This window comes from Lentisphaera araneosa HTCC2155 (assembly GCF_000170755.1).
GTDB lineage: Bacteria > Verrucomicrobiota > Lentisphaeria > Lentisphaerales > Lentisphaeraceae > Lentisphaera > Lentisphaera araneosa.
In genome coordinates, this window is the sequence record NZ_ABCK01000029.1 from 47721 (window position 1) to 61148 (window position 13428).

Consider the following 13428-nt stretch of genomic DNA (forward strand, 5'->3'; position numbering starts at 1 on the left):
AGGGGGCAATCATTAGGGCTAATATAATGAAAATCACTAGAGTAGTAAACAAAGATATTTTACTGAAAGAAAAAGGTTATTCCATTTATCCAGTGGAGTTGGACACAATGGATTTAACCTCTCAAGAGTTTCGGCTATGCGTCTATATAGCATCAAAACCTAGCTCTTGGGACTTCGCCTATGACAGGATAGCAAAAGACCTTAAAATCAATCCTCGAACCGCTAAGCTGTGGTTAAAGGCTATTGAGAAAAAAGGAATTTTAGAAAGAATAAAAAATGCTAAAACTGGTCGTACTAAATATATATTAAAGGTCTGTAGGTTTGAGAAAGAAGATACAGAACCATCATCAAAAATTGGTCAGCTTTCTTATGATTTTGCTAAGAAATATATGCTTTTTGTAAAAACACAAGTAGCCAAAAAAGAACTTATAGATGAAGATGACCCCAAGCACGCAAAAGAGATTTCTGAGCTGGTAAATGTGGATGGTGTTAGTTCAGATAATCTATCAAGAGTTATTGATTCGATAATTTGTAACTATCTCGAGTATAGGTATTGGGATGTTTCCGATACTAAAAAATTGCGTGAAAACTTTGATACGGTTCACAAAAAAACTTTAGAGCTAGAGGCTTCATTACCAACAGAGGAAAAATTACATATTATCTGAGAAGCTAGGGGAAAAATTTTGTAAAGCTAGGGGGTATTTAATGTAAAAGCTAGGGGGTATTTAATGTAAAAGCTAGGGGGTAGTATTGCCCCCCTTAAGTAAAGAGTTAATAAATAAAGAATTAATAAAGTAAAGAGGGCACTCACTTTTTATTTTAACTAAAAAAAACAAGCTATTATGATATAGTATATAAAGACAGTAAATAATAATTCAGAGGTAATTTAGATGGCTAAAATTCTTAGCAAAGCAAAGCAGATTTTGAAAGAGAAAGCTGAAAAGAGAATCGAACAGAAACAAACTCAAGAGCTTTATCAAACCATGGTACAAATTGAGAGAGAAGAGGCCACCGCCAAACTAGAAGCGGAGCGCAAGAAACAACACGATGAAAATGAGAAGCAAATTGCAGAACAGAAAGCCTATCAGAATGAACAGAGAAGCCTAAATATGGCTCTTTCACAGGTTCAGCAAGTATGTAGTCATTACGACAATCAAAGTGATGCTCAGAAGGCTTATATTGTTGCAAGAGATAAATTCTTGAAAGCCGTTAAGTCAGCAGGCATCAAGACCCCTATGCTAGACACGCTCACATTTTAAAACAAAGAAAAACCCTCCTTAGTTTTGCCCCAGTCTTTAAGTTATTAGCCAACTTTGAGAATGGGGTTTTTTGTTCTCAGAAAAAGTGTTGGTGCTTTTTTTTGATTTGAAAACATTTCACTACAAAGGGGAAAGCCAATAATACCCACACATAGACTAATTTTACTAATCCAAACACAAGGGACTTAACAAAATGATTGACTCACAACGTAAACCCAAAGTAACTTGCAAGCTACACTCTGAAGTGATTCAAAGTTTACAGGAAACGAAAACACTCTTCCATGCTTCAACTTATGACCAAGCTATTTTGGAGCTGGTCAACTTTTATAATGATCATCGACCCGCACAAGGCTCACGAAGAGAGTTAAGGACTATTCACACGCCAGTTATCAGTTAGTATTATATATCAGCTTTTTGAGTTGCTTAAATATTAATATTAACAGAGTAATAATAACCATCGGTCTTATACTTAATATTATTATTGATAACGGTTAATTGGAGATTTAAATATGCAAATAGAGATAAGAAAAGCTGAGGAAAGTGATTTAAATGAAATTCATGGGTGGTTAGTTGACCATGATCGCAAAGGGATAAGAGAGAATTTTTTGTGTAATTGGGAAGTTATAAAAAGACAAGCTCAAAATGCAGATATGCTTATAGCGATTGAAAGCGTGACTAGTAAAATCATTGGTTTTATGACTGGTGGCCTGATAGATAATGGAGTCTTACAGGTACATAATGATTATAGAAGCAATAGTTCTAGAAGTTATGGTGTGGGCAGTAAATTGGTCAAATTTGCATGTGATGAAGCGAGACGCAATGACACCCCTTTTCTATGGGTTGAATGTGCACCCAGTTCTTCAGAAGAATTTTGGAAGAAACAAGGTTTTACTATAATTAGAAAAGAACGACAACATCCTAAAGGTTATAAAGTTTTAGAGGATGTCGAACAAACACACTCAAATGAAAACCAAGATATAAGTGAAGTTGTCATTAGTTTCTATGATCAACGTGCTTTATATAGTGCTTCAGCTGAACCAAGAAAAAAAGAATCTATAAAAGCTTACCTGTATAATGATTCTGAACTCAAGTTAAGTAAAAAGATTTACTGCCATAGAATGAGGACTGAAGGAGATACAGTTATAAAAATTGAAGTAAATGGAGTCACGAAACTTTTTGGTAAGGCTAAAGGAAGTGAAGCAAAGGAGATAGGAGTCAGAGTTACTGGTTCGGGTGACACTAGAATACATAAGATATCTTTGGATGAGCTAAATACTTAATTCGATTATTCATTAATAAGTTCTTTTACACTTTTACCATGTAGTGCTTCTCTAGTTACTTCTTCCACTCTCTTACCCCATGCCTCACTCGAGTAATTTTTATTCATGTGTATCCCCTCCCTCAGCGCCTTGGTCTTTGTGTTGCCTATTGCCATCTGCAACTTTTGCCACTGCTCCTCACTGAGCTTTCCCTGTATATCAATAAGACAAGCTTGCCTCGCTTTTTCACTGGAGTAATCAAGTTTAAGTTCATCTAAGTTTGGTTCACTACATGACACCAACAAAATGAACATGATTATAATGATTTTTTTCATTTATCCCCCTTTTTTACTCCATGAATCTAATATTAGATGAGGGTAAACTCAAATTTTATCAGTAATACATACCGTTATTAACGGCTAAAGTGCCTTATTTTGATTCAGTATCGTAAAATATCGTAGTTTGTATCGTAGTTTCTACGGTGAACAGATATTGTCAAGCATAAGCAAAAAAATAGCCAAGCACATGAGATATTCATAAGTGCTTGACTATAAGTGGGCAATACTGGACTCGAACCAGCGACCTCTTCGATGTCAACGAAGCGCTCTAGCCAACTGAGCTAATCGCCCGATTAGGTGGGTAGATAATAGGCGGAAAGTTTGAGCTTTCAAGTAATAAAAATCAAAAAAATGAGCTATTTCTTCTGTGATTTTTGATATTTTTGCAGAGCTTTGCGATAGTTATCGATGATTTTTTGATTTTCGGGACTGATACTTTGTTCATCGCTATCAATTTCTTGTTGGCGCTGTTCGAGTTTTTCTTCGCTACCTTTGATATCCACTTCTTGCTTTTCAATGGGGCTGTCTAAGCTTGGAGTCGAAGAATTTGTTTTCTTCTGCGCGGCTTTGTCATCGGTATTGAGGCTCTCATTTTGACCTTTTTCGCCAATGGATTGTAAGTCGGAATCGGATTTCTTGGCATTATCCGTATTTGCATTCTTTCTGTCTTGTGGGTCGACTTTAGTGGGCTCTTGGCCAGGACCTTGGTCAATACTTCCCTCACCGCCTTGACCAGGTTGATCCCCTGGCTGACCTGGCTGATCTCCAGGCTTGTCCCCGGGCTTATCACCGGGTTGATCTCCGGGCTTATCACCGGGTTGATCTCCGGGCTTATCACCGGGTTGATCTCCGGGCTTATCACCGGGTTGATCTCCGGGCTTATCACCGGGCTTATCACCGGGTTGATCTCCAGGCTTGTCACCAGGCTTGTCCCCGGGTTGATCTCCAGGCTTGTCCCCGGGTTGATCTCCGGGCTTATCACCGGGCTTGTCCCCGGGTTGATCTCCAGGCTTGTCCCCGGGTTGATCTCCAGGCTTGTCCCCGGGTTGATCTCCAGGTTTGTCTCCAGGCTGATCTCCAGGCTTGTCACCAGGCTTGTCACCGGGTTTGTCACCGGGTTTGTCACCGGGTTTGTCTCCAGGCTTATCTCTAGGTTGATCTCCAGGCTTGTCCCCAGGTTGCTCCCCCGGCTTATCTTTAGGTTGATCTTCAGGCTTGTCCCCAGGCTTATCTCCAGGTTGATCTCCGGGCTTATCACCGGGTTGATCTCCAGGTTGCTCCTCGGGCTTGTCTCCAGGCTTGTCTCCAGGCTTGTCTCCAGGCTTGTCTCCGAGCTGCTCCCCCGGCTTGTCTCCAGGTTTGTCTCCTGGTTTATCACCGGGTTGATCACCGGGTTGATCTCCAGGTTGCTCCTCGGGCTTGTCTCCAGGCTTGTCTCCGAGCTGCTCCCCCGGCTTGTCTCCAGGCTTGTCCCCGGGCTTGTCCCCGGGTTGATCTCCAGGTTGCTCCTCGGGCTTATCCCCGGGTTGATCTCCCGGTTTATTTTCTGGCTGCTTCTCTGGCGAGCTTTCTGAGCTCGGTTTAGCCTCTTCTGGTGGTGCAGCTTGAATATTGATAGTGAAAACGGGACTTTGTGACTTTTGACCTTTTATATCGTGCGCTTCGAAATAAAACTGATAGCTCTCAGGAGCTCTTAATTCTGGGAATAATTGGCGGAGGGGGATGTGGCTTTCCAGTTCTACTTTTGTGCTACGGTCAAAGCCATCATAATAATTTTTACCAATGAACTCATTTTGGAAGCGCTCTTTGATTTTTAAATTTAATGACTTGAGTCCCCAATCATCGGTGACTTTGATAGCGATAGGAAAATTCTGTTGGTTTTCGGTGATTTGATTTTCTTTTTGAAAATTAGGGAAGCTAATTTTTGGAGCCAGATCATCAAGAGCGGTGATTTTATAATTTGAGCTTTCGACGTAGGGAGCGAGTTCTGATTCTTTGCTGATTAAAGTGAAAGTCGAGTTTTCTGTGACTTTGAGGTCTTTGATGAAAGCGGTTCGATTCCGGAGGACGAGGGGAATGCTTCTTGACTTGAGTTTGAGCTGACTACTAATGAGCCCGCGGTCAAAATTCACATTTACATCAAGCAAGGAGCCTTTTGGGAGGCTGACATCTGGGCCGACAGCTTTGTAAGGCTTTTTCATTAAGTATTCAGGTGGGTGAATAAAGTATTCTAGTTCTTGTACTGTGGGGGGCAGTTTGACATCGATGTAAAAAACCGAGCTCTCGGCATCACCTAAAAAAGCTTTGAGATAAAACTTACTTTGAACCGCGGGCAATTCAGTAATGAATTCTTTTTGTGAATCTTGGAGGAGGGCAGCCGTTTGCCATTCATTTTCTGGTATCAATGGATCAAAACTGTATTTAATGTGACCTTGCTGTGGGGTCAGTCCTGCTATATTGATTTTTAAAAGCCAATTTTTGGACTGATAAGTGATGCTTGAGGGAGCAGGAGAAATTGTCTGTATACGCGTTTTTGAAGGTGAGGCAAGCTCATTCCAAGGTTGGAAGATGCGTTGAAGACTAAGCTGGCTCGGATAGGGGCTGAGGAGGGTGTAGGCAATTAAAGCTAGGATTGAAAATAGGAGAGGAGATAGATTTTTTTTCTTAGGGGGCAGTTGGAGATGTGCGGGCTCTAAATGAGAGATTATTGTGTCCTGCTGAATACTTAGGCAATGACTCAAGCAAGATTTGAGTTCAGGACGAGCTTTTTCAATTTTTCGAGCGACGTAAAGAAGGTTAAGCTTAACTTGAGAGTTCTTTATACTTTGCACTAAAAATAGGCAAGAATAAATAAAAAAGAGCAGAAAGAAAACCCAGCGCAATGAGGGGCTGAATTTTAAGAAGTGATCACTAATGATGAAAGCCGTTAGAAAAGGAATGAGTAAGCTCAAATAAGTCAAGATTGACTCACGTAATGCGCCTAGACGCTCCTTTCTAGAGTGGCTTTCTAAGTAATTAATCAGTTCTTGTTGCGTCATTAACAATATCTCGACTTAATTCCCGTACGCCAGTACCTTTGAGGCTCGAAATCCAAAAAGTTTTTTCGGGCTTTGAGTCCTGCAGGAGCTCTTTGATTTCTTTACGGCGCTTTGAAGTGGCTTTTTGGTTGAGTTTATCAGATTTTGACAAAACGACTGTGACTTGAAAACCGTGATCTTTAAAAAATTGCATGGCATCGAGGTCGGAATCAGCCGGTCCATGGCGACAATCCGTGACGAGAATGATGCGCTCGATATTATCTCTGTCGGCATCCAAATAACTGGTGATCAGTTCTTCCCATAGTCTTCTTTCTTTTTTTGTACGTTTGGCAAAACCATAACCAGGTAAATCGGCAAGGACCTTTTTTAAGAAGCTGCAGTGAAAAAGGTTGACTTTTCGAGTCTTACCCGGCTCACGTGAAATTTGGGCAATTTTACTTCGTGTAAGGCAATTGAGCAGGGAGCTTTTTCCCGCATTCGAACGACCAGCAAAGACAATGCGTTTTTCTGATTTTCCTGCTAAGGCACCACTCTCTTTCAAAAGGGCCTCGAGCTGTTTGGGGTCGCCAATACTGGTCATGTAATTTACGGCCATGGATTTTTCCTAGAAATTTTAATTATGACTAAATATTATCCCCATAGCTTACATTTGCAATGAAAGCTCAATGATCAGAACTTCTTAGCTTAGGAACTTAAATGCGGCGAATATATTCGCGCGTGCGTTCTTGCATAGGTAATTCCATATGAAGAAGCCTTTCATATTCTTCTTCCGAGATAAAATTTAGCGCTTCTTTTTTTATCTTCTTGCGCTGATTTTGTCTGGTTAAGAGAAAGTACCTTCTGTAGGATTTAGATGCAGGCTCTAAGTCATTGTTTTGTTTTCTTGCCCAGGCAAGTCTTAACCAAAGATCAGATTGATTGGGATGATTAAAAGCCGCTTGTTTGAGACAATATTCAACAAGTAAGTTAGTTTCTTTACGATTAAATTGACGCAAAGACTTTGAAAGAAAATACCAATTATGCCATGAATGAGCTTGGTATTGCAAATTAAGGATTAGCTCGTTTAGATTAGCTTTTTTATGGTAGCTGTACATATGTTTAAAGCGATATGAATTATCGAACATTTTGTAGAAATCAAGTGTACTAAAAATAGCAAGAACCGGTAATATATAGGCTGTTAATGAGAAATATTTTTTATTAGGATTATCAATGCCTATCTGGTATTTTGGTGCCTTGCATAATAATAGCCCAAAAAATATCACAATTGTATAGCTGTAAACCGGGACTTCTATAGGGTTATCATATAAGCCGTGGATAAGAAAGCATATGACGGCAACTAATGATGCTGTTTTAATTCGACTAGAAGAACTTGTATTGTTATAATTACGAACAGCGACTTTTGTTAGGAACAAGACTAATATGACTAAAATGATTGAGAAGCCTATGCCATATTCTAAGATGATTTGAAGATATGTGTTTTCTGAATGATTTGCCATCCTATTGCTATGATGCTCTTTTGTAATGTAAGAGGCTGCAGTATGATAATAAGCACCGGGGCCAAGGCCTTGAGGATAATCTAAAAGGATTTCCGGCGCCTTCATGTAGAGTTTGAGTCGAGTCTCTGATTCAATGCCTCTTTTGTTGAGTTCACGGTCTATGGCCGAGGGTGTCAGGGCTGCAAAAAGAATGATGAAAAAGCTTACTAAAGTGTACTTAATGGATTTTGTATTAAACTTCTTATTTTTGTACAATAGTAAAGAAGCAGTAAAAGCAATAGCACAAATTAAAAAAGCACCCCTAGAGCCAGAAATTAAGGTTCCATAGATGAAAAAAATTAGCAGAGCACAATGTGCGATGATTAAGGAAAGCTTTTTCTTTTGAATAAAATTAATTATTTGAATAGTAATGAAAGGTAAAAAGAAACATAGGTAGACACCATAGTGATTAGATAAACCAAAAACCCCAAGAGGTTTTTTGATGCCTATATCAAAAATGCCCCACACTTTTCCACCAAAGTTCACAAAGTTGGTGGATAAATAAACGGCAATAATATTAAATGAAGCCAGACAAATTAAGCTGTAGACTAAAATGATTTTATCTTTGTGCGTCAAACTTGCAGTCAAAAACAAACTAGCTGGAAGCATGAGCCAAATTAAATAAGTATGTATTCCAAGCCAATAAGATTGACCGAGGTAAGTTTGCATTTTCTGTGCCTCAATGAGGCCAAGAGGCTGCAGTTGATCAATTAAATAATGAACAGATTCTCTTGCGAGCCTAGTTTCAGCTGAGCTAATTAAGTTAAAATCAGCTATAAAAAAAGCTTGAGCCAAAAGATAAAGAAGCAAAGTGCCCAAGATAATTATGGGATCATATATTCTCCCTGCTTTAATTTGTTTGTACAATTCTAAGCAGGCAGTTAAATTAAGGATTAAGCAGGCGCTATAAAGGGCTTCAGGTACTAAGCCCCCTGCAAAAAAATGCAGAAGGCTGGCACAAAGGATCAGTACAAATATATTCAAGTCTAGTTTTAATAGGAATCTTTGTAAGTCGAGTAAGAGTTGTACGAATAGGCGTAAGCATTACTTCCGTAGGCATTGTTTTCTGATTGCGAAGTAAACTTTAAATCGGACTGTTTAAAGTCGTTCATCACTATCCCAACAACTTTATCCTTAGGAAGACGATTGAGCGTGGCCTCCACATCTTTCGGATAAGTTCTACCCATACGTGCAACAATGATTGTGCCATCTGTTTTTTCAGCTAGATGTACAGTGTCGACAACTCTAACGGCTGGCGCCGTATCAAAGATAACTAAATCATAAGTATTTCTCAAATGAGTCAATAGAGTTTCCATTTTTTTGCCGTCTAAAAGTTCAGTCACATATTCATCATTATTTCCAGCAGGTAAATAATCCATCTTTCCTGAAGCTTTACTTATAATATAATCTTCTATGTCATGATCGTCACTTTTCAAGAAATCTAGCAGGCCCTTGTGGGGCATCTCAGGAAAACTTTTCCTCAAAGTAGAACGACGAAAGTCAGCATCAATCAAGAGGATCTTTTTGTCAGTCCATGCACAACAGAGTGCTGTATTCAAGGAAGTGGTGGTCTTCCCTTCCGCGGGGCCAAATGAAGTGAACATAATGAGTTTACCGCTGGATTTTTGCTCAATATTGAGGCGCAAAGAACGATAAGATTCTGCTAAGACAGAGTTCTTGGGAAGTTCATTGAGGAATTGTGGATTCTTTTTGGCTAGAGAACTAGCAAACTTAGGAATCACGCTAAGAATTGGTGCCTGGTAATCATTGATGACTTTAGCAAAATTATAGCGCTTAGATTTACCATAAAAAAGAATGATAACAAGAAATGATGAGGCCAAATTAAAGAGTAAGGCCCCAGCTAAAGTGAATTTTGGTATCGAGGGGAAAACGGGGTTTTCTTCAGCAAAAGGTTCACGAATGATTCGCGTTATGTATTTGTCATCGACATTCTCATTAAGTAAAATGAGTTTGGAACGAATATTGGATTTGAGTTCATTTAATTGATCTAAACGCCCTTCAAGACTTTCAATTTCATTTATAAGCACGCCACTATTGGCAAAAGTTTTTTCAAGTTCGATTGCGCGAGCAATGTAGGACTTGTATTCTACTTTCAGTGTTTCAACCCTGCTTTTGATCAAGCGAACAATATTTTTTCGGTAGGCTTGTATTTCCTTTGTAATAATATCAATTTTTTTCTGCAGCTCTTCCATATTTGGATGACCTGGTTTGAATTTTTCTAAAAGAATATCGTATTCAGCAATGTAGCTACCCAAAATGACTTGCCTCGATTTCCATTCACTTACGTCTTTGAAGACAAACTCTGATTTTTGATCCCCTTGTATAGACATGAGGGCATCAATAACTGATGAAAATTTGCTATCTTCCATGTTGGAGAGTTCAAGTTCATCGATATTAGCTTCAAGAACCCCTAGTTGTAATTTTTTTTGATTCGATTTGCTAAATAATTCAGAAATATATTCTTTATCAAATTCATTTTTTGTTGACATAAAAACATAATTATTGTCAATTTTATAATCTAAAATGAAATCCGATTGTTTCTTGATTTTTGTATCAATAGATTTTTCCTCATTTTCGAGGGCAAGGCGCGTCGTCTCAGTAGTTAATCTATTTTCTTCAACACGCATTTTGGCATATTCACCTAAGAGTTTTAATAGGTATTCTTTTGAAGCACTGACATCCGGCGATACAATAGATATATCAAGCATCGATTGAGCAGCACCTTTAACAGGAGTAATTTCAACTTCAAAAATTTTCTTTTTTAAAAGCTTTAATTCTCTTAAGTCTGGAAAATTATTTAAAATTACTTTCTCAACAGATTTGTTGAGTTTTTCACTTTTCAGCAAAACTATATGCCTATCTAAGAGAGAATATTTCCTGGATTTGACTGCATTTAATGCTTTGTCATCTACATCTTCACTAAGTTGACTGACTTTATTTTGAATAATTTCAAAACGGCAATCAGCTTCAAACTTAGGAGGGAGGGCTTGTGCCAAAAAGTAGGCAGCGACGCCACCTAAGGCTGTAATTGGGGCAATAATCCACCAATAACGTAAAACAACGAGAAAATAACTGAGTAAATCGATTTCTTTTTCGATTTCATCTGAATGGTTTTGTTTCATTTAAAAATCTTTATTTATAGCCAGGATTCATCAATAATGATTAAGTCACCTGATTGTAATTTTATGTCTTTGTGAATCTGGCCTTTCTCAAGCATTTCTTTCACGTCTACTTGAATAATTTCTGTTTTGCCTGCACTTCTTCTCACTAAGCGAACATCGCTTTTATCCGCGAATTTATTGAAGTTGCCAGCTTTGATGATCGCTCTTACGAGTGTAGGCCTTTCACCTGGCTCAAACAAGACAACTCCCGGTTCCTCAACCTTACCTTCCACAATCACTTCGATGGATCCTGGAGTGACAGCGCCATCAGCAAGAGAAGGGATGATAATCATATCATCCTTGCGTAAACTTATATTAGCTGAGCCAGCTAAATCATTGTAGATAGCTTCAAAATTAACGGCTTTGGTGATTAATTTATTCTTGTCGCTATTAATAATTATGTAGGCCTTCTTGGGGTCAGCCCATTTTGAGAAACCACTCACTTCAGAGATAGCTTGGGCCAAACTTATGGTACCTTTTACGGGAATTTCTACTTTGCCAGGTTCTTCTACAGCTCCATAAATATATATGTGACCAATCGCTTTTTTAACCACGACGACGCTGACGGTAGCCTTCTGATATAAATCCTTTTCTAAGGCAGTCTTTAAAACATTTTCTGCTTCTTCTTCATTTATATCGGATATTTTGATAGCACCTAAGTAGGGTAGGGTGATGAAGCCATTTGTACTAACTTCACCTTCATAGACAATCTCTTGATCTTCTTTCATACTGACGTGTACTAAATCGCCGTAACTAATAAGATCTTTCTCTTCAGAAAAAAGGCTGCTTGTCAATAAGACAAGTAAGGGAAATATTTTTTTAAACATGAATGCTTTTTAAATAAAAGTTAAAAAATCCCAATATAGCAATATTGGGATTTCAGTAAACTACATTAACAAGTTAAAACTTATATGTATAGCCTAATTGGATGAAATGACGATCGTATTCTGTGTCAAGGTTAGATTGCTTATCTTCATAATTATAAGATAAATCTATAGACTGTTTTGCAGTTAAGTTGTATGTGGAACCCAATGTATAACTGTAAATATCGTAATCTTCACCTTTAACACCGCTTGCTGTTTGGTCTTCACCATTAAACCAACGCACACCTGTATTAACTTTTAGGTCTTGATTAATAGTATAGTAAAGATTATAATTAGCAGAAATTTCATCAGAAGCATTGGCGTTGCCAATGGAGCTAGCACGAGTGTCTTTTTTCAGTGAAATACTATGATATAGTTTTTCTGTCACAGTGTGATTCAAAGTTAAGCCATAATTGAGTCCATCTTCTTCATCATCTGCACCAGCTTTTGCCACATCATCTTCAAATTCCATGTCAAAATAGGAGACAAAACCAGAAACATTGATTTGATCAGAAAGCATGTAGGTAGCTTGAAGACCAAATTCGGTAGTCTCTGCATCATTTGATTCGCCGGCTTTCCATTCTTTGTCAGAATAATTTAAGAATGGACTAATTACTGTTTTGCCATTGAGTTGATGATCCAAAGTGACGCCTAAATAAGTGGTGTCATACTCTTGCCCTAAGGACTCATCCTTGAGGTCTCTCTTAGTTTCTAGACCAGCTTTTGCAGTGATTCCGGTGTCTTCAGTGATTTCACGTTGGACTTGGAAGAATAAATTATTATTCCAAAATTGCTGGCTATTTGAGTCTTGATTGTCACGAGCATCTTCGAGGTTGTCGATTTGCACGGAGGCTTCATTGACTAAACTGAAAGTAGTTTTGTCATTGAGGTCATAATCTAAGCCAAGTTCTGCCATCCCACTATCAGAGCCAAGTATAAGTCCACTAGTTCTGTTGTCTTCAAAAGCTTCTCTGTAACCTATTTCAAAGTTTGTGTTTAAAGTTAAACCGGTAAATGGCTGCATGAAGAAGTCAGTACCAATCAATGCTTCTGCAAAGGCACCGTTCTCTTTGTTGCCAGATGTTGCACGGTTGGAGTTTGTATCATAACCCAAAGCAGATTTGATGTAGGGGCTATAATAAATATTTCCAGCTTTTTTACTGAAGTTTTCAACTTCAATATCAGTTTTTTTCACTCTCTTTGTAGCTTTAGCTTTTGTTGAAGCAAATGCTGTGCTGGCTAAGGATAATGCAGTAATTGCTAATAATGTCTTTTTCATTTTCTTAAACCTTAAGGTGTTGTTGTAGTACTTGTACTAGTTCCAGTTGCGCTATTGTCGTCATTTGTGGGCGGGTCGTCAGTTGAATCCGTAGGTGTTGTGGGTGTTGTGGGTGCTGGAGGTGTAGGGGCTGGAGTCGCATTATTACCTGCGGTTTGAACTGCTGCTTTTTCGCTTGCAGGAGCAGCATCAACAGCAGCTGTAACAATTGCTGTTTTTTCGCTTGCGGGAGCGGCCTCGACGGCAGCGGTAGTAATGGCAGCTGCTTGGGTAGGAGCAGCCTTTACGGCAGCTGCAGTTACATCTCCAGCAGCAGCAGGAGGAGCGGCAGTTACGGCAGCAGCAGTTACATCTGCAGCAGCAGCAGGAGGAGCGGCAGTTACGGCAGCAGCAGTTACATCTGCAGCAGCAGCAGGAGGAGCGGCAGTTACGGCAGCGGTAGTAATGGCAGCGGCTTGAGTTGGGGCGGCAGTGACGGCAACTGTAGTGATAGCGGCAGCTTGCGCGGGCGCCGCAGTTACCGCAGCAGTAGTGAGCGCTGCGGCAAGAGTTGGGTTCGCTTTAATTGCCGCATCAACAGCATCAGTTATTGCCTTTACTTCGGCAGCTGTTAAGTCTGCTCCCGGTGTTCCTATAGAGGCAATTGTTGCTTTCAGAGCAGTGACTTCAGGTGCT

At 39.2% G+C, this 13428-nt stretch carries 11 protein-coding genes, 1 tRNA gene and 1 pseudogene; 4 read left to right on the plus strand and 9 right to left on the minus strand.

Annotated features, from left to right (window positions below; translation table 11 throughout):
• Positions 1 to 26: 26 nt before the first annotated feature.
• The 4 genes from LNTAR_RS20845 to LNTAR_RS20860 all read left to right on the plus strand — a co-directional run bounded on the left by LNTAR_RS20845 (position 27) and on the right by LNTAR_RS20860 (position 2539).
• Entirely contained in the window at positions 27 to 665 is a 639-nt protein-coding gene (locus LNTAR_RS20845; protein WP_007280745.1) for a hypothetical protein, read from the plus strand.
• Between the two features lie 225 nt (positions 666 to 890).
• On the plus strand, positions 891 to 1259 hold the full coding sequence (locus LNTAR_RS20850) for a hypothetical protein (RefSeq protein WP_007280746.1): 369 nt from the start codon (positions 891 to 893) through the stop codon (positions 1257 to 1259).
• A gap of 193 nt (positions 1260 to 1452) precedes the next feature.
• A complete protein-coding gene (locus tag LNTAR_RS20855) occupies positions 1453 to 1656 on the plus strand; it encodes a hypothetical protein (RefSeq protein ID WP_007280747.1) in 204 nt (67 codons plus the stop codon).
• Positions 1657 to 1768: 112 nt separating this feature from the next.
• A complete protein-coding gene (locus tag LNTAR_RS20860; protein ID WP_007280748.1) occupies positions 1769 to 2539 on the plus strand; it encodes a GNAT family N-acetyltransferase in 771 nt (256 codons plus the stop codon).
• A gap of 5 nt (positions 2540 to 2544) precedes the next feature.
• On the opposite strand, the gene LNTAR_RS20865 is transcribed toward LNTAR_RS20860, so the two are convergent.
• The 9 genes and pseudogenes from LNTAR_RS20865 to LNTAR_RS26195 all read right to left on the minus strand — a co-directional run.
• Entirely contained in the window at positions 2545 to 2853 is a 309-nt protein-coding gene (locus tag LNTAR_RS20865) for a hypothetical protein (protein ID WP_007280749.1), read from the minus strand.
• Between the two features lie 220 nt (positions 2854 to 3073).
• Positions 3074 to 3147: transfer RNA gene (locus LNTAR_RS20870), tRNA-Val, on the minus strand.
• A 65-nt stretch (positions 3148 to 3212) separates the two neighbouring features.
• Positions 3213 to 5894, minus strand: a complete 2682-nt coding sequence (locus tag LNTAR_RS27610) for a hypothetical protein (RefSeq protein ID WP_007280750.1) — start codon at positions 5892 to 5894, stop codon at positions 3213 to 3215.
• Positions 5872 to 6489: a ribosome biogenesis GTP-binding protein YihA/YsxC gene (gene yihA, locus LNTAR_RS20880; protein WP_007280751.1), complete on the minus strand. Its 618-nt coding sequence runs from the start codon at positions 6487 to 6489 to the stop codon at positions 5872 to 5874. The genes LNTAR_RS27610 and yihA overlap by 23 nt, the downstream gene beginning before the upstream one ends.
• A gap of 97 nt (positions 6490 to 6586) precedes the next feature.
• Entirely contained in the window at positions 6587 to 8413 is a 1827-nt protein-coding gene (locus LNTAR_RS20885) for an O-antigen ligase family protein (RefSeq protein WP_040915480.1), read from the minus strand.
• Between the two features lie 8 nt (positions 8414 to 8421).
• Complete coding sequence (locus LNTAR_RS20890; RefSeq protein ID WP_007280753.1) at positions 8422 to 10572, minus strand: polysaccharide biosynthesis tyrosine autokinase; 2151 nt, start codon at positions 10570 to 10572, stop codon at positions 8422 to 8424.
• 14 nt (positions 10573 to 10586) lie between these two features.
• On the minus strand, positions 10587 to 11438 hold the full coding sequence (locus LNTAR_RS20895; RefSeq protein WP_007280754.1) for a polysaccharide biosynthesis/export family protein: 852 nt from the start codon (positions 11436 to 11438) through the stop codon (positions 10587 to 10589).
• Positions 11439 to 11511: 73 nt separating this feature from the next.
• A complete protein-coding gene (locus LNTAR_RS20900; protein ID WP_007280755.1) occupies positions 11512 to 12753 on the minus strand; it encodes a porin family protein in 1242 nt (413 codons plus the stop codon).
• An 11-nt stretch (positions 12754 to 12764) separates the two neighbouring features.
• Positions 12765 to 13428 (minus strand): annotated as a pseudogene (locus LNTAR_RS26195) (AlgP family protein); the annotation flags it as partial.